The sequence below is a fragment of the Cobetia sp. 10Alg 146 genome (genome assembly GCF_029846385.1).
Taxonomy (GTDB): Bacteria; Pseudomonadota; Gammaproteobacteria; order Pseudomonadales; family Halomonadaceae; genus Cobetia; species Cobetia marina.
Map to the genome: position 1 here is coordinate 1 of NZ_JARWKT010000002.1, position 21549 is coordinate 21549.

General features: G+C 63.5%; 18 protein-coding genes and 1 riboswitch. Of the genes, 10 read left to right on the forward strand and 8 right to left on the reverse strand.

Going from position 1 to position 21549, the window contains the following annotated elements:
• The first annotated feature begins 222 nt into the window (after positions 1-222).
• Positions 223-1434: a DEAD/DEAH box helicase gene (locus QD172_RS02985; protein ID WP_279854899.1), complete on the forward strand. Its 1212-nt coding sequence runs from the start codon at positions 223-225 to the stop codon at positions 1432-1434.
• Positions 1435-1508: 74 nt separating this feature from the next.
• On the opposite strand, the gene QD172_RS02990 is transcribed toward QD172_RS02985, so the two are convergent.
• From QD172_RS02990 to QD172_RS03000, 3 genes are all read right to left on the reverse strand, one after another.
• Positions 1509-2639, reverse strand: coding sequence for a GGDEF domain-containing protein (locus QD172_RS02990; RefSeq protein WP_167593029.1), 1131 nt, complete (start codon positions 2637-2639; stop codon positions 1509-1511).
• 198 nt (positions 2640-2837) lie between these two features.
• Positions 2838-4547 carry a potassium/proton antiporter gene (locus QD172_RS02995; RefSeq protein ID WP_271302007.1) on the reverse strand — a complete coding sequence of 570 codons (1710 nt, stop codon included), beginning with the start codon at positions 4545-4547 and terminating at the stop codon, positions 2838-2840.
• Between the two features lie 121 nt (positions 4548-4668).
• Positions 4669-5628 (reverse strand): hypothetical protein, encoded by a 960-nt coding sequence (locus QD172_RS03000; RefSeq protein ID WP_176502673.1) that lies wholly within the window; start codon positions 5626-5628, stop codon positions 4669-4671.
• A gap of 125 nt (positions 5629-5753) precedes the next feature.
• Positions 5754-5867: riboswitch (TPP riboswitch) on the forward strand.
• A gap of 61 nt (positions 5868-5928) precedes the next feature.
• Here QD172_RS03000 and QD172_RS03005 point away from each other — a divergent pair.
• The 3 genes from QD172_RS03005 (at position 5929) to QD172_RS03015 (ending at position 8698) form a co-directional block, all read left to right on the forward strand.
• Positions 5929-6681: an ABC transporter ATP-binding protein gene (locus tag QD172_RS03005; protein ID WP_077372784.1), complete on the forward strand. Its 753-nt coding sequence runs from the start codon at positions 5929-5931 to the stop codon at positions 6679-6681.
• Positions 6678-7445, forward strand: a complete 768-nt coding sequence (locus tag QD172_RS03010; protein WP_077372781.1) for an ABC transporter permease — start codon at positions 6678-6680, stop codon at positions 7443-7445. Before QD172_RS03005 ends, QD172_RS03010 begins: the two co-directional genes overlap by 4 nt.
• Before the next feature lie 65 nt (positions 7446-7510).
• Positions 7511-8698 carry an ABC transporter substrate-binding protein gene (locus QD172_RS03015; protein ID WP_279854909.1) on the forward strand — a complete coding sequence of 396 codons (1188 nt, stop codon included), beginning with the start codon at positions 7511-7513 and terminating at the stop codon, positions 8696-8698.
• 116 nt (positions 8699-8814) lie between these two features.
• On the opposite strand, the gene QD172_RS03020 is transcribed toward QD172_RS03015, so the two are convergent.
• The 3 genes from QD172_RS03020 to QD172_RS03030 all read right to left on the reverse strand — a co-directional run bounded on the left by QD172_RS03020 (position 8815) and on the right by QD172_RS03030 (position 12000).
• Positions 8815-10065, reverse strand: a complete 1251-nt coding sequence (locus QD172_RS03020) for an MFS transporter (protein ID WP_157109485.1) — start codon at positions 10063-10065, stop codon at positions 8815-8817.
• 41 nt (positions 10066-10106) lie between these two features.
• The gene (locus tag QD172_RS03025; protein WP_279854911.1) at positions 10107-10943 is read right to left on the reverse strand and encodes an alpha/beta fold hydrolase; all 837 of its coding nucleotides are present in this window, start codon (positions 10941-10943) and stop codon (positions 10107-10109) included.
• Between the two features lie 148 nt (positions 10944-11091).
• Positions 11092-12000 carry a LysR substrate-binding domain-containing protein gene (locus tag QD172_RS03030; RefSeq protein WP_077372772.1) on the reverse strand — a complete coding sequence of 303 codons (909 nt, stop codon included), beginning with the start codon at positions 11998-12000 and terminating at the stop codon, positions 11092-11094.
• Positions 12001-12168: 168 nt separating this feature from the next.
• Here QD172_RS03030 and QD172_RS03035 point away from each other — a divergent pair, with 168 nt between their 5' ends.
• From QD172_RS03035 to QD172_RS03045, 3 genes are all read left to right on the forward strand, one after another.
• The gene (locus QD172_RS03035; protein ID WP_240499556.1) at positions 12169-13221 is read left to right on the forward strand and encodes a YeiH family protein; all 1053 of its coding nucleotides are present in this window, start codon (positions 12169-12171) and stop codon (positions 13219-13221) included.
• 178 nt (positions 13222-13399) lie between these two features.
• Positions 13400-13666 (forward strand): GrxA family glutaredoxin, encoded by a 267-nt coding sequence (locus QD172_RS03040; RefSeq protein WP_077372769.1) that lies wholly within the window; start codon positions 13400-13402, stop codon positions 13664-13666.
• Positions 13667-13940: 274 nt separating this feature from the next.
• Positions 13941-15695, forward strand: a complete 1755-nt coding sequence (locus QD172_RS03045; RefSeq protein WP_077372766.1) for a monovalent cation:proton antiporter-2 (CPA2) family protein — start codon at positions 13941-13943, stop codon at positions 15693-15695.
• 92 nt (positions 15696-15787) lie between these two features.
• On the opposite strand, the gene QD172_RS03050 is transcribed toward QD172_RS03045, so the two are convergent.
• On the reverse strand, positions 15788-16687 hold the full coding sequence (locus QD172_RS03050; protein ID WP_077372763.1) for a DMT family transporter: 900 nt from the start codon (positions 16685-16687) through the stop codon (positions 15788-15790).
• A gap of 116 nt (positions 16688-16803) precedes the next feature.
• On the opposite strand from QD172_RS03050, the gene QD172_RS03055 reads away from it, so the two are divergent.
• Positions 16804-17574: a DUF1338 family protein gene (locus tag QD172_RS03055; protein WP_279854921.1), complete on the forward strand. Its 771-nt coding sequence runs from the start codon at positions 16804-16806 to the stop codon at positions 17572-17574.
• Positions 17575-17928: 354 nt separating this feature from the next.
• Here QD172_RS03055 and nhaD read toward each other — a convergent pair whose 3' ends face one another.
• Positions 17929-19236 carry a sodium:proton antiporter NhaD gene (nhaD, locus tag QD172_RS03060; RefSeq protein ID WP_191236773.1) on the reverse strand — a complete coding sequence of 436 codons (1308 nt, stop codon included), beginning with the start codon at positions 19234-19236 and terminating at the stop codon, positions 17929-17931.
• A 274-nt stretch (positions 19237-19510) separates the two neighbouring features.
• Here nhaD and QD172_RS03065 point away from each other — a divergent pair, with 274 nt between their 5' ends.
• Positions 19511-20413, forward strand: coding sequence for an acyltransferase (locus QD172_RS03065; RefSeq protein ID WP_176493044.1), 903 nt, complete (start codon positions 19511-19513; stop codon positions 20411-20413).
• Positions 20400-21350, forward strand: a complete 951-nt coding sequence (locus QD172_RS03070; RefSeq protein WP_255304395.1) for a LysM peptidoglycan-binding domain-containing protein — start codon at positions 20400-20402, stop codon at positions 21348-21350. The genes QD172_RS03065 and QD172_RS03070 overlap by 14 nt, the downstream gene beginning before the upstream one ends.
• Positions 21351-21549: the final 199 nt, after the last annotated feature.

Genomic DNA, 21549 nt, shown 5'->3' on the forward strand with positions numbered 1-21549 from the left:
GGCGTAGGTTAATAGCCTACCCAGGGTTCGAATCCCTGTCCCTCCACCACCTTGAATTCCGAAAGCCCCGTCTACTTCAGGTAGACGGGGCTTTTTCATTGCACACCTGCCTGCAGTGGCCATTCCTCATGGCATCCTCCCGGGGAGGTACAATGGATCACTCAACGCCTTGCGACACCCCGTGGTCGTACAATCCCTCCTCCCTTGAAAAATCGAGACACCATGCCATTTTCCGCCCTTGGATTGAGCGACCCCATCGTCAAGGCCGTTACCGAGCAGGGTTATCAGACCCCGACCCCGATTCAGGCGCAGGCGATTCCCATCGTGCTGGCCGGCGACAACCTGATCGCCGCCGCGCAGACCGGCACCGGCAAGACGGCAAGCTTCGTGCTGCCCCTGCTGCAACAACTGATAGACGCCCCCGAGGTTCGCGCCAAGCGAGTGCATGCCGTCATCCTGACGCCGACGCGTGAGCTGGCCATCCAGGTGGAAGACAACATCCGCCAATATGCCGCACATCTCACGCTCAGCTCCATGGCGATGTATGGCGGCGTGGACATCGCCCCGCAGCAACAGCGTCTGATCGAAGGCGTGGACATTCTGGTCGCGACGCCAGGGCGTCTTCTCGACATGTTGACCCGACGCGCGATCCATCTCGACGAGACACGCACCCTCGTCATCGATGAAGCTGACCGCATGCTCGACATGGGCTTCATCGCCGACATCAACAAGATCGTCGAGAAACTGCCCAGCCAACGTCAGAATCTGCTGTTCTCCGCCACTCTGTCGACCCAGGTACGCATGCTGGCCAGAACGGCGGTGACGGACGCCGTGGAGATTTCCATCGCGCCGGAAAACACCAGCGCTCCCGAGATCACCCAGAGCCTGATCACGGTCGACAAGGAATTCAAATCCGCGTTGCTCAGCCACCTGATCCAGAGTGGCGAGTGGCAGCAGGCGCTGATCTTCATCGAGACCAAGCGCGGTGCGGCCAAGCTGGTCAGCCAGCTGGAGAAGCGCGGCATAGCCGCCGAATCCTTCCACAGCGGACGCAGCCAGGCGATCCGCGAGCAGCTGCTGGCAGACTTCAAGGCAGGCAAGGTGCCATTTCTGGTGGCGACGGGCGTCGCGGCGCGCGGCATCGACATCGATGACCTGCAGCGGGTGGTCAACTATGACCTGCCGGATGAGGCAGAGAACTATGTGCACCGTATCGGACGCACCGGACGCGCCGGGGCAAGCGGTGAAGCCATCTCACTGGTATCGCGTGATGATTTCCGCAACCTGTGCGCCATCGAGCAGCATCTGGGCAACTTCATCGAGCGTGTGGTGATCGAAGGGTTCGAGCCCGGACTCGCCGTGCCCGCCTCGACGATGGACCCGCTGCCACGCAAGCCGGCCCGCGCTCGCCGCCGACCTGCCGGCAAGCGCTGAGCCATTCGCGCACCGTACGCGACACCGCGACAGTGGAACCTCCTCCACTGTCGCTCTCACTGCTGATCACCGCCTCACGACCTGCTGCCGTGAGATTCGCTGCTGCGCGATACCGGCCCCAGCTGGTTGTCGCTGACGAAACGATTGCAGCCTTCGCGCTTGGCGCGGAACAGGTTGACGTCCGCCTTGGCGATCAGGCTTTCCAGATCCTTGTCCCCGGACTGGCGTTGGGCGACGCCGATCGAGAGACTGACATCGAGACTGTTGATGCCGTCATTGATGACGAAGGGCAATGCCGAGGCCCCCTTGCACAGACGCTCCGCCACCTGGTCGGCGCGCTCACCATGCAGCCGCGGACTCAGCAGCACGAACTCCTCCCCGCCATAGCGACCGATCAGATCCTCTCCGCGCAGGATACTGCGCATGCGCTTCACCAGCTCCTTGAGCACCTGGTCGCCCGCCGCGCGTCCCCAGGTCTCGTTGATCAGCCCCAGGTGGTCGACATCCACCATCATCACGCTGATGGGCTGTGTCCCCATCAACATCTCACGCCCCTTGTCGATCAGTTCCGCGCGACTCAGCGCCCCGGTCAACTCATCGAACCGCTCGCGTGACTCGAAACGCTGGCGCAAGCGATCCGCCGACCACCCCATCTGTACCAGCACGAGGGTGAAGAACACGGTCAGAACGCAGAGATTGATCAGTCGGAACGCGAATGCCCACCCGGGCGGCAGCGGATTGGCCACCCCCTGGAACATCAGCACGACATAGGCCAGCAGCGGCATGCTCAGGCAGATGAGACACAGCAGCAGACGTCGCGTGAAGGGCATACGAATGCAGTAGATGCACAGCAGCGCACCGAAATAGAAATAATCGAAACCGGGGGCTGGACCGAAATAGCCCAGAGACAGACTTATCTGGGCACAGGTACCCAATGCCAGCAGGTTGGCGGCCAGCACCTCTCGGCGCGCGCGATGCAGCTGCAGACAGACAAGGTCCACCACCAGCATGCCCAGATCCAGCGCCAGAATGCCCATCTCTCCCAGCCAGAGCATCAGACCGGCATACAGCAGGTGACTCGCTATCGCGAGCACATACACCACATTGAAGGTGGCGTGGAAGGTCTTCTCGTCCTCGGTGAGGCCTGGTGGGAAATCCTCGAATCGCAACAGCCAGCGCGCAAGGTGTGGATGTGGACTGCCCATGAGACTATCTCCTTGGCTGCTGACCACCATTCGTGGCCAGCCAGACCAGGCGGGTAAAGGCCTGACGAGCCAAGGGTACGTCATCCCTCAGTCGAAAGGAGATCAGCACATTACACGCAATGCATAAACCCGCCACCAAGCGCCGAGCCAGCCTGGCGTCACGACAGGCAGAACCGGGTCACGACGCAAAGAACCGCGTCAATGCAGGCGCAGCCCCACCTTGGTGATGCGATTGCCCTCGACCTCATTCACCACCCAGTGAATGCCATGCCAGTCGACATCATCCCCGACCACCGGCACCCCGCCGACTCTGCGGGTGATGAACTCGGCAATGGTCAGGTGCTGCTCGCCCTGAGAGAGCGTCAGTCCGTAGACATCGGCGATATCCTGCATGTTGGCATCCCCTTCCAGGGTGAAGGTGCCGAAGAAGGCGCGCTGTTCATGCTGCAGACTCTCGCCATTGAACATGCGATTGAGGCTTGGCACATCGCAGGAGCGCCCGACGACGCACAGCACGTCCTTCTGATGCAGACAGGTGCTGCCCTTGGGATGGATCAGCACCTTGTTGCGGAACAGCGCCCCGACCTTGGCCCCGGAGGGGAAGCGCAGCATGCGCAATGCCACGCCTTCCAGCGCCGTGTTGTCGACCCGGTAGACCAGCATCTCGTAATCGTTGACGGGCATGATGCCCAGCAGATTGCGGCGGCTGGGCTGTGCACCCGGCGGCACCACCACCCTGAGCTTGCGCGCCATGGGAGCCAGCGACGAGCCCTGCACCAGCAGCGAGATGATCACCACGAAGAAGGCGACATTGAAGTAGACGCCGGCATTCTCGACCCCGGTGATCACCGGGAAGATCGCCAGCACGATCGGCACCGCTCCCCTCAACCCGACCCAGCTGATGAACCACAGTTCTCGCCAGCGGAAGCGGAAGAAAGGCTTGAGACACAGGATCACGGCCAGGGGGCGCACGAACAGGATCAGCGCCACGCTCAGAATGGCGGCCGGCAGCGCGAACTGCAGCATCGTGGAGGGTGAGACCAGCAGACCCAGCATCAGGAACAGCACGATCTGGGACAGGTGGGCCAGTCCATCATGCACCGGCAGGATGTGTTCGAGGTGGCGCCCCGGATGATTGCCGATCATCAGGCCACACAGATAGATGGCCAGGAAGCCACTGCCACCGAGCTCATTGGTCGTCGCGAACAGGCTCAGGCCCAGCGCCAGCGCCAGCAGGGAATAGAGGCCGGGCGCCAGATCCAGATAGCGCATCAGACGGGCGATCAACCAGCCACCGGCGATCCCCATGCCCGCGCCGACCCCGAACTGCAGCGCGAAGCTCATGAGTCCGGCGGCGACCCCCGTCAGCTGTCCGGTCAGTATCTCGGCCAGGGTGATGGTGAGGAAGATGGCCATCGGGTCGTTGGTACCGGACTCGATCTCCAGCGTCGCCCCGACCCGCTCGTTGAGGTGCACCCCCTGCCCGCCCAGCAGCGAGAACACGGCGGCGGCATCGGTGGAGCCTACGATGGCCCCGACCAGCAGGCCTTCGATCAAGGTCAGGTCAAACAGCCACATGGCCAGCAGCCCCACCAGCCCGCTGGTCATGAAGACCCCGACGGTCGCCAGCACCAATGCCGGCTTGAGACCCGCACGGAAGGTCGAGAGGCGGGTGCGCAGCCCCCCATCGAGCAGAATGAGTGCCAACGCCAGGTTGCCGATCAGGTACGCGGTAGAGGCATCATCGAACTGGATGCCGAGCACGCCATCCTCCCCCGCCAGCATGCCGAGTCCCAGGAACAGCAACAGCAGGGGCATGCCGAGACGAGCCGAGACCCGACTTGCCAGCACGCTCAAGGCGATGAGCATGCCCGCCAGCAAGAAGTAATAGTTCAGATTCTCTACCACGTGTGCTCCCCCGCCATTCCCGGCACCAAGTCTCGAATCACGTCTGCGACGGCCCAGAGACAGTATTCCATGTCAGCGACGAGGCTGCAGAGAAATTTCTCAAATATTCATGGACTTGCGATCAACATGTCAGGCTTCTCGGCGACACCCAAGCCGGGGCTGCCGCCAGCTCGGCGTAGCGGGTCGGACCGAAGGCTTCCATCGCCCACAACAGGGCTCGGCACAGCTCACGCTGACCGCCGATATCGACCATGCGCCCATGACGCGAATAACCGGCGAGGAAGGCCTCACGCTGACTCGGCGTCTCCAGCAACAACTCGATCAGTGCCCAGTCGAACTCGATCGGGGCCCACACCAGTGCCTCCCAGTCGCTCCATACCCAGCCGGTGGCGGCGCACAGATATTGGTCCGCGCGCAGGTCCGGCAGACTCCAGACGGCGCGAGCGGGATGCGAGAAGGTGCGTGATGGCAGGTCCCCCAGCTCGTGGGACAGGGGATGGCGCGCGAGAAAACGCGTCACGCGGGCATTCCAATGCAGCAACGGCATGGGCTGGGCAAGGGGCTGACCAAAGCCGGACACGGTGTCCTGATGCAGCCGCCCGACCTGATCTCCCAGCAACTCACAGAAGGTGTCACTGAGATCACTGGGCTGACCGCTGGACCACGGCAGATGCCAGACGGGCGCGCCATCGAGACGCCCCAGATAGGTCAGCGGCAGCGGAGGGATGGGCAAACGCGCCGGCAACGCGCCCGCCAGCCGTGTCAGGGCCTCAGGTTGCGCCCAGCGATCGGCGCCGAAGACACCGCGCATCGCTCGCCAGAAGGGGTCGTGATCCGGGCCGGTCCGCGCCAGCTTGATCAGGCCGGGGGTGCCGCCACGCTGTCGCCACAACCAGTTGGCACTATCCGGCCAGGCAAGTGCCAGCGGCTCCAGCGCATGCCCCAGATAGGTGGAAAGACGGCGAGTCAGCGCATCCTCCGGCCAGCCATTGGGCACGGATGTCGCGTCTGGCATCACGGGTCGCCGCGGTGGCACGGGATAACCGCTGGAGCAGGTCGAGAGATCCGGGGTATCAGGCATGTTGATCTCCTTGAGGCTGCGATACCTCGATAGCATACCCAACACCGGGCCATGCAGCATAGCCACACGACAGCCACCCCGACGATGGCAGGGATGCAACCGGCGGGCAGGTGACGGTACACTGTCGGCCTGGATGGGGGTGCCCGAAAGTGGGCTGAGAGCCGATGCGTCACGTCGCATGGCAACCCCTGGAACCTGATCCGGTTGATACCGGCGGAGGGAATTCCGGTCACCTGCCCAAGCGTCAGGCGCCCTGCGTGCTTCCTCCCCTCGGCATGCCGCCTGACCACGGATGACACTGTGTCGCTGGGACTCTCCCTCAACAACGCTCGCATCGATTACGCCAGCCATACGCTGTTTCGTGATCTGTCGGCGCGTCTGGATGCCGGAAGCTGGACGGCCCTGCTGGGCCGCTCGGGCTGTGGCAAGAGCTCACTGCTGCGCCTGCTGGCCGGCCTCGAGATGCCCGACCATCATACGCTGGAACTCACCACCGATGATGGCAAGCCACTGGCGGGTCGCGTCGCCTGGATGGCGCAGCAGGACCTGCTGCTGCCCTGGCGCCGGGTGCTGGACAACCTGTGTCTGGGAGATGACCTCCATCGTCGCCCTCGCGATACCGAGCGGGCCCGCGAACTGCTGGCAGCGGTGGGTCTGGAGGGGCGCGAGCAGGCCTGGCCAGACGCCCTCTCCGGCGGGCAACGCCAACGCGTCGCATTGGCGCGAACGCTCTACCAGCAGGCTCCGGTGGTGATGATGGATGAGCCCTTCTCCGCAGTGGACGCCATCACGCGACTCGAACTGCATGATCTCGCCAGCCGGCTGCTGGACGGACGCACCGTGCTGATGGTCACGCATGACCCGCTCGAGGCGCTGCGCCTGGCCGACCAACTGCTGGTACTGCGCCCGGGCCGCGACAGCCAGCAGGGGGCAGTGCTCGACTGCCTGCCCGGGCTCTCGCCGCCTCGCCCGGTGCCGCTGGACCTGCCCGCCCTGCAGCAGGCCCAGTCCGAATTGATCACACGCCTGCGCGACGGCGAGGAGACGCCATGAAACGCCTGCATGCCCTGCGTCATCTCGCCATCAGCGCCGCCGTCCTGCTGGGACTCTGGCAACTGGTGATCATCACCACGGCCGTACCGCCCTACATCCTGCCAGCGCCACTGGCAGTCGCGGAGGTGCTGGTCCGTCAGGCCCCGATGCTGGCACACCACGCCGGCATCACCTTCGCCGAGATTCTTGGCGGGCTGGTACTGGGGGTCCTTCTCGGACTGAGCACCGCGCTGGCACTGGCGTTCATCCCTCGTCTGCGGCGCACCCTGCTGCCATTGCTGCTGATCAGCCAGGTGATCCCGCTGTTCGCGATCGCTCCACTGCTGGTGCTGTGGCTGGGCTATGACATGCTCTCCAAGGTCGTGATGGCCACGCTGATCATCTATTTCCCCGTGGCCTCCACCGGCTACGACGGCCTGCGCCAGACCCCTCAGGGCTGGCTGGATCTCGCCCACACCCTGGGTGCCAGCCCGTGGCGACTGCTGCTGCATGTCCAACTGCCCGCCGCGCTGCCGGCATTGGCCTCCGGCGTGCGCATGGCAGCGACAGCCGCCCCCATCGGGGCCGTCATCGGTGAGTGGGCCGGCGCAAGCCAGGGCCTCGGCTATCTGATGCTCAATGCCAATGCCCGCATGGAAATCGACCTGATGTTCGCCGCCCTGCTGGTGCTGGTCGCCTTTTCGCTGCTGCTGTATTTCACGCTGGATGCCCTGCTGCGTCGCCTGATGCCCTGGCATCGGGATCGCCTGACCCGTTTGAACTGAGCGCTTCCGGCTGTCAGGCGATGTCTTGACGGCCTCACATTCTCGACACCACAAGGAATACCGCCATGCCATTCTCGCCATCGGCGATCCGCCGTTCCAGCAAGCTGTCCTGCCTCTTCGCGACGCTGCTGACAACCCTCAGCTTGAGCACCTTCGCCCTGTCAGCCGAGACTGGCGCCAGCGCCGAGCCCCAGGCCCCGACCGCCAGCGATAGTGCAGCGGCAGCGGTCACCAAGACCGGGCAGGACGGTGCCACCCTCGAGCCAGACGCTTCTGCCAAACAGGCTGCCGAGACCGAGCAACAGACCCGCCCCGCCGCTGGCGATGCGCAGGACCCGCAAGCGGCCGCCACCGATGCCAAGCCCCTCACGCACCTCAAGGTCATGCTCGACTGGTACACCAATCCCGGCCACGGGCCGCTGGTGCTGGCTCAGGAACTGGGCCTGTTCAAGCAACATGGTCTGGACGTCGAGCTGATCGCCCCGGCAGACCCCAGCGTCCCCCCCAAGCTTGCCGCGGCGGAGCGCGTCGACATCGCCATCAGCTATCAGCCCCAGCTGCACCTGCAGGTGGATCAAGGGCTGCCGCTGGTGCGCATCGGCACGCTGGTGGCCACCCCGCTCAACGTGGTGGTCGTGCGCGCGGACAGTGACATCCAGTCGATGGCCGACCTCAAGGGCAAGCGTGTCGGCTATTCCGTCGGTGGCGTGGAGGAAGTCCTGCTGTCCACCATGCTCCAGAACAGCGGCCTGACACTGGATGACATCACCCTGACCAACGTCAACTTCTCGCTGACGCCGTCACTGCTGACCCGCAAGGTCGATGCCGTCACCGGGGCATTCCGCAACTTCGAACTCGCCCAGATGGCACAGGAAGGCGTCAAGGGCCGCGCCTTCTACATCGAGGAAGAAGGCGTACCGACCTATGACGAACTGATCTTCGTCGCCAACAGCGACAGCTATTCTCGCAAGCACGAGCAGTACGCCGCCTTCCTGTCCGCCGTCGGTGAAGCCACCGCCTGGATGATCAACCACCCTGACAAGGGCTGGAAGCTGTTCCGCGAGTCCGACCCGGCACTCGATACCGCGCTCAACAAGAAAGCCTGGTATGCCACCTTGCCGCGCTTCGCCCTGCGTCCGGCCGCACTGGATGCCGGCCGCTACCGTGACTTCGAGAACTTCCTGTACGAGCGCGGCATGATCAAGCAGCGCCAGTCACTCGACCACCTGGCCATCGACGTCAACGCGCCCTGAATAGACGGCCGATGACAGACACGACGACGCCCTGCCGGTTTCCCGACAGGGCGTCGTTTGCTTTCCGCCAGATGACGCGAGGATGCCCCCGCCCCTTGCCTCCCGAGACCTTCCTGTCAGCGCCTGCCATCCACCGGACTGCCGGCTGACGCCCGCCTGGCCAGACGCCGCGCCAACCACGCCATCAGCACAGGCTGGATCACCAGCGCGACCACCAGCACCGCCACGAGCAGTGGCATGCCCTCAAGGGCGCCACCCGGCGAGCTGACCAGCAGCGCCGCCCCGAGATAACTGCCCGCGGCAGAACTCAGGTGCTGAACGGCGCTCTGGGTGCTGGTGAAGGCGGCCCGCTCGTGCTCGGCAGGAATGAAGCTGTTGAGCGTGTTCTGTGCCACCCGCCGCGCCGAGGAGAACAGCATGTAGGCACCAAACCCCACCCACACCAGCGACGGCCCCGGCGAATGAAGCAGGAAGGCCCAGCCCACCAGCGCCGTCAGCAGACAGGTAATGGTGCCGGGCCAGACACTGCCGAAGCGATCACACAGCCGCCCGGTCAGCTGCATGCCCACCAGCGACAGTCCGCCTCCGATCATGTAGAGCCCGCCGAGATCCTCGCGAGGCAGATCGAGATTGAACAGCAGATAGCTGGAGAGATTGGGAATCACCAGGAAGTTGCTGAACATCGCGGTGGCGATCAGCGCCAGCCCGAGCCGGTGATTCGGCTGCGCGAGAATGGTGGCGATGGAGGTACCGGCGCGACTGCGAGGATTGTCCAGATGCCCCCGGATCGGCGGCAGCACCCAGGCCAGCAACCCGCAGACCAGCAACGCCAGCAGCGCAACGGCCCGGAACGGCGCCTGCCAGCCAAAGCCTTCGGACAACCACAGCGCGAAGGGCAGCCCCAGCACCGAGGCCACCGAGAAGGCCCCCATCACCATCCCCATGGCGCGCCCACGCCGGATTCCCGGCACGACATCGATCACGATGGCCAGTGCCGTGGCCGCCGCCGGCCCACCGAACAGCCCGCCCAGCATGCGCGCGGCCAGCAGCGTCTCGAATCCGGTGGCGAAGCTCGCGATCAGATGACACAGCGCAGCACCGAACAGAAAACCCAGTACGGCCCAGCGACGATCGAAACGATCCGCATGCCGCGTCCACAGCAAGGTACCCACCGCCGCCGCCAGCGGGTAGCTGCCGACGATGTAGCCCAGGTGGTCCAGCGGAATGCCCAGCGACTGCGCGAAATCCGGCCCCAATGCCATCACCATGGTGAAACCCATGATGACGGCGAACTGCAGCAGCGTGACCAGCGCGATCACCAGACGCTCGTGACGCGTCACCGGTATCGTGCCGTCTTCGTCAGGCACGCGAGGCGCCGCCAACGGTGCAGGCGTATGACGTGAGCCGCTCAAGCGCGTGCGACGCGTTCAAGAAACGTCTCGACGGCCTGCTGGAACTCGCTTGCTCGCTCGGCATGCAGCCAGTGGCCGGCATCCAGCGAGGCATCTTCCAGGCGCGGGAAGCGCTCACGCATTGCCTGGAGCCCGTCGGCTTGCACGTAATTGGAACGTTCGCCCCACAGCAGCAGGGCCGGCAGTTCCACCTCGCCGTGTGCCTGAGGCGCCTCGACGATCTGGGGGTAACCCGCCGCGATGTGATCGAGCCCGACTCGCCAGCCCATACTGCCGTCCTCATCGCGCACCAGGTTGGTGGCGAGGAACTGACGGATAGCCGGCGTTTCCACATGGCGTGCCATCACGTTGTCAGCGTCCTTGCGCGAGGCAGGACGCGCCTCACGCACGGCCTCGAAGGCCGCGAATATCTCATCGTGCCCGTGTCCGTAGGCGATGGGCGCGATATCCGCCACCACGAGACTGCGCAGTCGTTCAGGTGCCTGCAGTGCGACCTGCATGGCCACCTTGCCCCCCATGGAGTGCCCCATGAGATCACAGGTGGGGATATCGAGCTGATCGAGCAGAGCGATCATGTCAGCGGCCTGCTCCGGGTAGCTCATGCCCGCCACATGCGGGCTGCGACCATGATTGCGCAGATCCACCGCGATGACGCGACGCGACTGCGACCAGAACTTGATATGCGAGCGCCAGTTGTCCGCGCTCCCGAACAGGCCATGCAGAATCACCAGCGGCGTCGCATCCTGCTCACCCGCCTCATTGCCCTGTGCGGCTTCACGGGCATCACTCTCGTTGTAGAAAAGCTCGACCGTCGTGCTTGTCGCAGTGCTCATCATCATCTCCATGGACGCTAGACAGACCCTCAGACGCTCCCGACCCTCACGCATCGCCCGCGATGGCACGCGCCAGTGCGAAGCGGCAACCTCGTGGCCGAGTGTCAGAAAACGCTCATGTTAGCAGACTATCAAGCCGCCGCGCGGCTCACCGCGGACTGGCTTCCAGATAGACCTTGACCGCCTGCCACAGGGGGCTTCGATAGCGCTCCGGATGCCAGAGCATGGAAAAATGCCGCTTGAGGTTGAGCTGGGGCGTCTCCAGCACGACCAGCTCCCCGCGGGACAGCTCCGCATCCACAGACAGGCGTGAAAGGCAGCCCAGCCCGAGACCGGCAAACACAGCCTGCTTGATGGCCTCGTGCTGCCCCAGCTCCATGCGCACCTTGAGGCGCTCGATTCGCCCGTGCAGTGCACGCTCGAAGACCGCCCGCGTGCCCGACCCTCCCTCGCGCAGAATCCAGTCGGCATTGGCCAGATCCTCGTCATCGAGTGCCGTTGCGCGTATCGCCAGCGGGTGGGACGGCGGCGCCACCACCACCAGTTCATCCTCACGCCAGGTCTGGCTCATCAGGCGTGGCGCGTGACAATCCCCTTCGATGAGCCCCAGCTCGGCATCGTAGTTGAGCACCGCCTCCACCACCTGATGGGTATTGCGCAGGCGCAGGTTGAGCTCGGTCCCGGGGTTTTCACGCATGAAGGCCCCTGCCAGGCCGGGCAACAGCCAGGTCCCGATGGTCGCGCTGGCGGCGATTTCCAGCTCGCCTCGCAGGAACCCCTCCTCCAGCCCGGGCTCACGGGCCTCCAGCTCCAGTGCATGGGTCTGTTCCAGCAGCTGTTCGGCACGCGCCAGCAGACGACGGCCATTGGCATTGAGGGCCAACCGTCGCCCGAGCCGCTCGAACAGCGCGACGTCAAGATGACGCTCCAGCTCTGAAAGCGCCTGGCTCGCCGCCGATTGCGAAAGTCCTATCTCTCGGGCGGCACCACTGACCGAGCCCTGGCGAGTCACGGCGACGAAGACCTGTAATTGGCGCAGGGTGATATGGATCTGCATATCGGTTTTTCCGGTAAGTGGTAAAGGAATAATCGACTAACTGCCCAATAATATTCCTGCATAAACTATTCATCAAACCAGAAGCACTAAGCATGCAACGCCCTCACATGCACTCAAGACCTTCACACGACAAGACCTGACCCGACACGCCCACCAAGGAGAAAGCCAATGGACGCACAGACGCTGACTGCCCCCCCTGTCACGGAACGGCTGCGCCGAATGGTGCCGGGACTCGCGCTGTGCGGCGGGCTGACACTGGCGGGGCTGGGGCTGCACGCCATTCCGACCCTCGCCGCGACCGGCGTCAGTCCGCTGGTCTTCGCGCTGCTGTGCGGCATCGTGGTCGGCAACCTGCCCGTCACCAGCCGCCATGCCCGGGCACTGGCACCAGGGCTGCATGTCGCGACCAAGAAGCTGCTGCGACTCGGCATCATCCTGTTCGGACTGTCGATCACCTTGCAGCAGATTCTCGGCCTGGGGTGGAGCGTGGTCGTGCTGGATGTCATCGTCATCGCCGCCGTGTTGAGCTGCGGCTATTTCCTGGGCACGCGCTGGCTGGGTCTGGATCGCGATACCGCCTTGCTGACCAGTGCCGGCTCTGCCATCTGCGGCGCCGCGGCCGTGCTGGCGACGGAATCCATGATCAAGGCACGCCCGGCAGCCACCGCCATGGCCGTGGCCACGGTGGTACTGTTCGGCTCGCTGGCCATGCTGGCCTACCCCTTGCTCTACCCGCTGACCGGCATGCATGAGGGGCTGTTCGGCATCTACATCGGCTCGACCATTCACGAGGTCGCTCAGGTCGTGGCGGCAGGTGAGGCGGTAGGCCCGGATGCCCTGGCCAATGCCCTGATCGTCAAGTTGATGCGCGTGATGATGCTGGTCCCCTTCCTGCTCCTGCTGCCCAAGCTGTGGGCCATGCGCAGCCGCAGCGAAGGGGATGACCGCGATGCCGGCGGCAGCATGACCATTCCCTGGTTCGCCCTCGGTTTCATCGCCATGGCCGGGATCAACAGCACCGGCGAGATTCCTGCCGCCCTGCACGCCAACCTGTCCGTGCTGGGGAGCGTCGCCCTGACCATGGCGATGGCGGGACTCGGGGTCGAGACACGCATGGATCGCCTGCGCTCACTGGGCATGAAGCCCTTCCTGCTGGCACTGATCCTGTTCGTGCTGCTCATGGTCGGCGGCTTCGGGGCCAACCTGCTGTTGATGGGGTGATACACGTCGGCAATGATTGAGTGTCGCAATCACCCAATTAGTGCCGCTCAATTGGCAAACCCGGTGAGGCTCAAGCACAATGGCACCCATCCATTGACTCACCGGTTCTGCCGGAAGCCCACGAACATCACGTCACGGTGGGCTTGACGAGTATCACGTACCCTCCAAGGAGAATCTCATGCTGGCAGTCATCTTCGGTCGTCCGGGTTGCCCGTTCTGCGTCCGCGCCAAGGAACTCGCGGAAGAACTTACCGCCAAGCGCGATGATTTCGATTTCCGTTACATCGACATCCACGCCGAGGGCATCACCAAGGCCGACATGGAAAAGACCATCGGCAAGCCGGTGGAAACCGTGCCGCAGATCTTCGTCGATCAGACCCACATCGGTGGCTTCACCGAGTTCAACCAGTACGTTCAGGACGAGGCACTGATGCCGCAGGCCTGATCATCGCCTCGACTTCTGTCTGATCCTGAAAAGCCCTCGCCCATGGCGGGGGCTTTTTTTGCAGCCTGCATGCCAGTTGCTCAGCTGATGCCCCTGCCACGCGCGCCGTCAATCAAGGGGCCAGCTTCCCACCTCTCGCCAGTGCCTTGACTCGTGCCTCCCTCAGGGCAGCCACTCACGGCAACGGGAAAGTGCGCAGCGGAGCGCTTGCGGCGCTTGCAAGCTGCGGCGACAATTCGCCTTTCTCCGCACGTAGCTGGACAAGGAAGCAAACATGAACATGTTGATGGAAGGCGCCGTGCTGCTGGGCTGCGCCGTGGTTGCCGTGCCGCTCTTTCAGCGCCTGGGGCTGGGGTCCATCCTGGGGTATCTGGCGATCGGGGTGCTGCTGGGGCCGTCATTGATCGGCTTCATCTCGGAACCGACCGAGGTGCTGCACTTCGCGGAATTCGGCGTGGTCATGCTGCTGTTCATGATCGGACTGGAACTCGAACCCAAGCGCCTGTGGGACATGCGCCTCAAGCTTGCCGGGCTTGGCAGCGCACAGATGCTGCTATGCGGAGCGCTGCTGACGCCCGTCGGGTTATGGCTGGGCCTTGAACTGCCGGCCGCCGCCTTGCTGGGCCTGATTCTGGCACTGTCCTCTACCGCCTTTGCGCTGCAGGTGCTCAGCGAGAATCAACAACTGGCGACACCCCATGGCCAGTCAACCTTCGCCATCCTGCTGTTCCAGGACCTGGCCGTGATTCCGCTGCTGGCGCTGCTGCCGCTGTTCGCCGACAACTTCGACGCTTCCACCGGCTCCGGCTGGGCCGGTGTCGCCAAGGGCATCGGCATGGTGGCGGCGGTCATCATCGTTGGCCGCTTCGTCGTTCCGCGCCTGTTGAAGATGGTGGCACGCAGCGAGATCCACGAGATCTTCACTGCCGCGGCACTGTTCGTGGTGATCAGTACTGCCCTGCTGATGGAATGGGTCGGGCTTTCCATGGCACTGGGGGCCTTCCTCGCCGGGGTGCTGCTGGCGGATACCGTCTATCGCCACGAACTCGAAGCCAACATCGACCCCTTCAAGGGCCTGCTGCTGGGGCTGTTCTTCATGGCGGTCGGGATGTCGGTGGACGTCTCGCTGGTCATGGAGCGCCCGCTGACGGTGCTGGGCCTGACACTGGCGCTGATGGTCGGCAAGGTGCTGGTCATCACGCTGGTGGGCCGCGTCGCACGCCTGAAGCTTGCCGAGGCACTGCCACTGGCCGCCGTACTGGCTCAGGGCGGAGAATTCGACTTCGTGTTGCTGACCGCCGGCATGGCCGCCGGCATCTTCGATCAGACGCTTACCAGTCTGGTCATCAGCGCCGTGACGCTGTCCATGGCCGCTACGCCCTTCCTGTATCGCTATGCGCGCAAGTTCGGTGCCGCGCGCGAAGCCAAGCGTCCCTACGATGAAGACTTCGGCCAGGAGGCGCCGCCGGTATTGATTGCCGGTTTCGGACGTTTCGGTCAGATGAGCGCGCGCATTCTCAAGACCCAGGGCATCAATTTCACCGCCCTCGACCCCAACATCACCCAGGTCGAGTTCGTGCGTCAGTTCGGCTCGCGCATCTTCTACGCCGACGCCAGCCGATCGGAGCTGCTGCGAGCGGCTGGCGCCGAGCACGCACAGATCATGCTGGTGGCGGTCGATGACGCCAGGATGACCACCCAGATCGTGCGTACCGTTCGACAACAGTTCCCGCATCTCAAGCTGTTCGTGCGGGCCCGCAATCGCCACCATGCCTGGGAGCTGATGGAGCTGGGCGTGGAACACGTGATCCGCGAGACCTACGCCAGCAGCCTGGAAATGGGCAACGAACTGCTGGTTGCCATGGGCTATCCAAGCGCACGTGCCGCCGAAGTGGTCCGCGCCTTCCGCGAGATGGATGACACCATGCTCAAAAGCGATTTCGAGAACCGCCATGACCCCGAGGCGCTGGTCACCAGCGCCAAGAGCGCCATGGAAGAGCTCAAGCGCCTGTTCCAGACCAAGGGCTGATGTCCACTCTCGCCAGCTGCTGTCGCTCCAGAACCGAAAACGCCGCCCCGAGAGGGCGGCGTTTTCAGTTCTGGCATCCACTGGCGTGCCATTCAGCTGCGAGTCACGGCTCCCCCGCGCAGGCGAGCGCGCCACTGCGGCCCGAAGAGATAGGCACACAGGCCCACGACGATGAAGAGCGCCCCCGCCAGCACGCGGCTGGAGACTATCTCGCCATTCAGGGCAGCGCCGAGACTCATGGCGAATATCGGCGTGATCAGGGTGGCCAATGCCACGGTACTGGCGGACAGGCGTGCCAGCACGAAGTAATAGCACAGATACCCGATCAACGAGCCGAAGATACCCAGGTAGACGATCGCCCCCAGCGGGCGCTGTGTCGGCCATGCCTGCGGCACACCATCGACCAGCAGGGCCGCGAGAAGATAGAGCGGAAGCGAGACGAGCAGCGCGCCCTCGGTCTGCACCAGCGGATGAAGCCCTGCTCGCTCTCGCTGGACCAATACGCCGGAAGCGGCAAAGCAGTTGACCGCCAGCAACATGGTCACCACCCCCTTCCAGCTGCCCGGTGGTAGCGCCAGCGAGTCCGAGACGGCGATGGCCAGTCCGCCCAATGCCAATGCGAAACCTAACCATTGCAGCTTGTCAAGAGGCGCACTTTTCAACCACCAGCGCGCGTAAAGTCCTGATAGCAGAGGAGCTAAGCCGAAAAGTAACGACATGATACCGCTTGGTAACCAACCGGCAGCAATATAGGCGAAGTACATCCCACCCCATATCCCCAGTGCAGCCGCCACGTAGCTGCGAATTGCCACGCGACCGAAATCCATTTTCAGCCCGAGCATGCGTAACAATGGGTAACCGATACATGCGGCAATTAACATTCTCCCCATGGCAGACCAGGCCGGCAGCCACCCGGAAGCACTCCATGAAATCGCCAGCGGTGTGGTTGACCACACCATGAGAACCACGCAATACGCCACCAGCACTGGCATTTTCACACTCCGAACAGTCGGTCAGAAAAAAAGGACAATGTCGTTGAATGGCCTTATCTGGCAGGTACCTATAATCGCTCCAGCACAGGGTGCCGATATCCCGTCAAGGAGGCTTCATGCAACGCGAGGAATTTCTACAACAGCTATGGCTGGACTTCGTTCACCGCCATCCGGATATCGGAGCGCTGGACATCTGGCCGGATGGCATCAGGCCCGAATATCTGATGTTCGTGACACTGGATCAGGGGCCATTTCGCAGCGAGAAACTGCGTCCCAGCCTCTATCATCAGGGCTATCGACGCGTGAAGCAGTACGCCATGGCCGACCGTGGCCTACTGGTGGATCTGCTGCTGCCGCCGGATGGCGGCTCGGCAGTCATGCTGGCCGAACTTCAGGCCAATAGCCTGCCTCCCCTTCACCGAGACCTGCTGAAGACGCTCATCAGCCAGAGTCACCGTGACGACTGCAAGGGACAGAACCTGCTGGCGCCGTGCCGCCCATGGGACATGCCGGACTGGCCCACCTTCGAGCGTCTGCTGGAAGCCAACCCGCTGGCGGCATGGCTATCGGTGATGGGCCCGCGCCTGCATCACGTGGGCTTCAACGCCGACGAGCTGGGAGAAACGCTTGAAGCTGTCTGCGAAGGCATGCTGATGCACGGCATGGCGCCGCAGAGCGGGCGCCACCATGCCGTACTCCCCATCAACCCCAAGCTGCAATACCACTACTATCCCGCGCACGCACAACGCATGGTATTCGCCGAAGGTGATGAGCACATGGTGGTGCTGGGAGGGCTGGCCCTGCTGGCAACGGCCGACAGTGGCCAGCATCAGCGCGCCGCCGAGCAACTGCTGCCAGAGCACACGCTCTGCCAGCTGAGTGCCTGACGGACAAGATTCACGAGCCAGATTCGCAAGCAGTAGTGCCGCAACGCCCCTGACGCCAGGGGCGTTTTCATTGGCAAGCCATGTCATGACTCACCGCCATGGGCTCCCCTCGCGAGCCACTGGCTGTCGTGCGCCATGCTCGGGTGCCCCATGAGGTCTGCTGGTGGCTCAGAGCCGTAATACGTTGGTCGCAAGCAGGTTATCAACAGAAGCTGTGGAAAAAGCTGTGAAGAATCTCTGTACATCCACTCATCGGCTTCGCGATCTGGCGACCGATGTCAGATTGATCAAAAATTCACCACTTCACCGCTGAGCGCCTGACTGTCACGAAAAAAGCCTCCGAAACCACCTCGCCTAACGCAGCAATGAGCCCAGTGACGTGAGCGCCACTCCCAGGTCCATCGGCGTGTCGGTGACCTGGCCCCCCAGCCAGTAGGCGCCGACGTATCCGACGCTGTACGCCAGCAGCAGCGCCGGGAAGAAGCGCAGGTAGCTCATGAAGGTCACCTCGCGCACCTTGGAGAGCGCAATCACTCCAGCGGCCGACCCGATGATCAGCAGTGATCCGCCCACGCCAGCGGCGTAGGTCAGCGCCAACCACTCAGCATCGTTCATGCCGACATCCGCCTTCAGCACCGCAGCCGTCAACGGCACGTTGTCGACCAATGCCGACAACAGGCCGATCAGATAATTGGCCTGCATGGCAGGCATCACGTCATAGAGCTGTGCCAGCCCTTCCAGCAGGCGGGCTTCCTTGAGCGCTCCCACCATCAGCAGGATACCGAGGAAGAATAGCAGAGTGTCGAATTCAATTATCCTGATGTAATCAAGAATTCTGCGCTCTTCGCTGTCACTGCGTCGCTCGGCCACATGCCCGAGCAGGAACATGATCGACATCCCGAACAGGAAGGTCAGCAAGGGCGGGATACCGAACAGCACGTTCAGGCCCAGCGTGGAGAGGATGGTGGCGAGAAACAGCCAGGCCACGAAGCGATCCAGACGCCGGGTCGGACGGCGTTCACGCGACAGATGGACTTCTCCCCCAAGCCCGGGCAGCAGCAGCGTCGCCAGCAGCATCACGCTGACGAAGGCCGGGATGGCCAGCAGCATCAGCTCACTGATACGCACCTTGTCGGCGAGGAAGATCATCAGTGTGGTCACATCACCGGTGATCAACGCCACCCCGCCGGAATTGACGGCAAACACCGCCAGCACCGCGAAACGCAGCGTCTTCTTCGGCGGCAATCCCAGAGACAGCACCAGCGTCAACGACACCAGCGTAGCGGTGATGTTGTCGGCCAGAGAGGAGAAGGCAAAGGCGAAGGTGCCGGTCAGATACAGCAGGCCTCGCTCATCGATGCGGCCCGGCAGCAATCGATAGATGAGATTGGCGATCAGTCCCTTGGCATTGAGAAACGCCACGAAGGTCATCGCCGCCATCAGAAACAGCCACAAGGTGGCGATTTCCAGCAGATTCTCGTTGAGCGACTCACCGACGTCATCGACTCCCAACGCACCGGGGCCGAAGATGAACAGCAGCAACCAGCTGAACGTCCCCAGCAACAAGGTCGTCTTGGCCTTGTTGAGATGAATCACGTCCTCGATGGCGATCAACACGAAGGCCCCGATCGCCAGCCCCACCAACACTCCCTGCAACCACATGTCGCTCTGCTCCCTGAAAGGGCGTCCATCTTGTGAGAGGACGTCGAGTGGCGGTGCATGCTCACGACGATGGCCGAGTGCCATGTCCGGCCTTCCCTTGCACCGGCCGACAGGAAAGTCGGCGCGCGAATGACACCACAGCTCACGAACCGCCACCATTCGACATCAGATGCGTACGGTTTGCGCAACGTCGAGTTGCTGTCCTCCACGCAAGCGGGGTGTGTTTCCTGTCACGGGTGAATTAGGATGGCGCGATCTGCTGAAGGAGTCGTTCATGTCGAGTATCAGAGGCGTCATCAGCCTGTTGTTTCTGATCATCAATACCCTGTTCTGGTCGGTACCGCTGTACCTGCTGGCATTGCTCAAGCTGCTCAGCCCGTCCCGTCGTCTGCAGCTTCATCTTCTCGAAGGGCTGAACCGTCTCGCCATGGGGTGGATCGGCACCAACAATCTGTGGATTCGCGCCTGGATACGCCCCCATTGGCAGGTCAACGTGCCGGACGCCCTGAAGGATGGCTCCGCCAGGCGACGCTGGTGGCTGGTGATCTCCAACCACCGCAGCTGGACGGATATCTTCGTGCTGCAGTATGCATTGCATCATCGCACGCCCATGCCCAAGTTCTTTCTCAAGCGCGAGTTGATCTGGGTCCCCGTCATCGGCCTGGCCTGGTGGGCGCTCGAATTCCCCTTCATGCGCCGCTACAGCCGTGAACGACTGGCCAATGACCCGCGCCTGGCGGAACGCGACCGTGCCGCGACACGCCGCATCTGTGAGCGAGCGGGCCAGTCGCCCATGTCGATCTTCAACTTCGTGGAAGGCACGCGCTTCACGTCAGGCAAGCATGATCAACAGCAAAGCCCGTACACTCATCTGCTCAGGCCGCGCGCCGGCGGCAGCGCTCAGGTGATCAGCATTCTCGGCGACCGCCTGTCAGGCATACTCGACGCCACGCTGGACTATCGTCACGCCAGCGCGAGCTTCTGGGAGTTTCTGTGTGGCAAGGGGGGAGATATCCATCTGGATATCGTGCAACGCCCGGTGGAACCCTGGATGCTGAACGGGGATTATCACGCGGACGCTGCCTACCGCGAACGGTTTCAGCAATGGCTCAATCAGGTCTGGAAGGACAAGGATGCCCGACTGTCACGTGCAGGACACGACATTGAACAACTCTGACATGCCCCACGAGCCGCTGGGCGCTGTGCGCCTGACCGTGGGCGCCATCTCGACATTTCTCCACAGGACATCTCGCGCGCCGCTGCGGCGACTGGCGTGGCTGAGCCTGGCATTGTGGCTGACAGGCTGCGCCACCGGCAGCTACTCCGGCTCACCGGCAGGCCAATGGATCACGATCCAGAAAGGCGACACCCTGGGGCAGATCGCACGCGACGCTGACATTCCCCTGTTGCGCCTCACCCGCTTCAACCCCGGCGTCAAGATCCGTGACCTCAAGGTCGGGCAGCGCATCCTGGTGCCCACCGCGCGTGAGCGTGCCCCCTCCGGTGGCCCCTATCGCTATCAGCTGCGCCCCGGGGACACCTACTCGAAGATAGGCCGTTACTTCGGAGCCAATCCTCAGCGCATCCAGACCGCCAACCCGGGGCTTCCCCCCAATGACCTGAAAGTCGGCACCCTGATCTCGGTTCCCCTCAATGGTGGCCCCAGCCGAAGCGCTTCCAATGCGCGTGCCAGCGGCGGCAGTCTCGTGGCACGCCCGGATCCGGGTCCGCTGAAGAAACCGCGTCAATCGTGGCGCTGGCCTGCCGCCGGCGAAGTCATCAGCGAATTCGGCACCAACCGCAATGGCCAACTGGCCCCGATGCGGATTCGCACGGCCAGCAATGGGGTCGCCAGCGCGCCGGCCAGCGGTGAAGTCCGCTTTGCCGACAACATGCGGCAATTGGGCAATGTGGTCATCCTCCACCATTCAGGCAATCTGCAGAGCGTATTGGCGCAGTGTGGAGAGATACTGGTCAAGGTCGGTCAGCAGGTCACGCCGGGCACCCCGCTGTGTCGCGTGGCACGTCGCAATGACGGTCAGCCTGAACTGCTCTTCGACGTGCGCCATGGCGGCAAGCCGATCAATCCACGCGAGCTGCTCGAGAAACGCTGAAACTGGGGCTGCCGGCCTCACTGGCGAGCCCTTCAGGGGCTCGCCTTGCCAAACGAGCGTCGGGCATGCCTCGCCCACGGCGTCCTTCATGCCGCGCCTGTCGCCCCCGCGTCAGTTTCGGCCAGCGTGATTGATCTTTGAGCTGTGAACTGTGACCTGTGAGCGCCTTGAATCCGCTGCCTCCTGGCAGCATTGCCTG

Bases quoted from the DNA above. Each gene is read 5' to 3' on its own strand.
- QD172_RS03035 (WP_240499556.1), top strand. From the start codon at position 12,169: ATGGACGCACAGACGCTGACTGCCCCCCCTGTCACGGAACGGCTGCGC.
- QD172_RS03025 (WP_279854911.1), bottom strand. From the start codon at position 10,943: ATGAGCACTGCGACAAGCACGACGGTCGAGCTTTTCTACAACGAGAGT.
- QD172_RS03010 (WP_077372781.1), top strand. From the start codon at position 6,678: ATGAAACGCCTGCATGCCCTGCGTCATCTCGCCATCAGCGCCGCCGTC.
- QD172_RS03000 (WP_176502673.1), bottom strand. From the start codon at position 5,628: ATGCCTGATACCCCGGATCTCTCGACCTGCTCCAGCGGTTATCCCGTG.
- nhaD (WP_191236773.1), bottom strand. From the start codon at position 19,236: ATGTGGTTGCAGGGAGTGTTGGTGGGGCTGGCGATCGGGGCCTTCGTG.
- QD172_RS03045 (WP_077372766.1), top strand. From the start codon at position 13,941: ATGAACATGTTGATGGAAGGCGCCGTGCTGCTGGGCTGCGCCGTGGTT.
- QD172_RS02990 (WP_167593029.1), bottom strand. From the start codon at position 2,639: ATGGGCAGTCCACATCCACACCTTGCGCGCTGGCTGTTGCGATTCGAG.
- QD172_RS03050 (WP_077372763.1), bottom strand. From the start codon at position 16,687: ATGCCAGTGCTGGTGGCGTATTGCGTGGTTCTCATGGTGTGGTCAACC.
- QD172_RS03030 (WP_077372772.1), bottom strand. From the start codon at position 12,000: ATGCAGATCCATATCACCCTGCGCCAATTACAGGTCTTCGTCGCCGTG.
- QD172_RS03040 (WP_077372769.1), top strand. From the start codon at position 13,400: ATGCTGGCAGTCATCTTCGGTCGTCCGGGTTGCCCGTTCTGCGTCCGC.
- QD172_RS03015 (WP_279854909.1), top strand. From the start codon at position 7,511: ATGCCATTCTCGCCATCGGCGATCCGCCGTTCCAGCAAGCTGTCCTGC.
- QD172_RS02985 (WP_279854899.1), top strand. From the start codon at position 223: ATGCCATTTTCCGCCCTTGGATTGAGCGACCCCATCGTCAAGGCCGTT.
- QD172_RS03055 (WP_279854921.1), top strand. From the start codon at position 16,804: ATGCAACGCGAGGAATTTCTACAACAGCTATGGCTGGACTTCGTTCAC.
- QD172_RS03065 (WP_176493044.1), top strand. From the start codon at position 19,511: ATGTCGAGTATCAGAGGCGTCATCAGCCTGTTGTTTCTGATCATCAAT.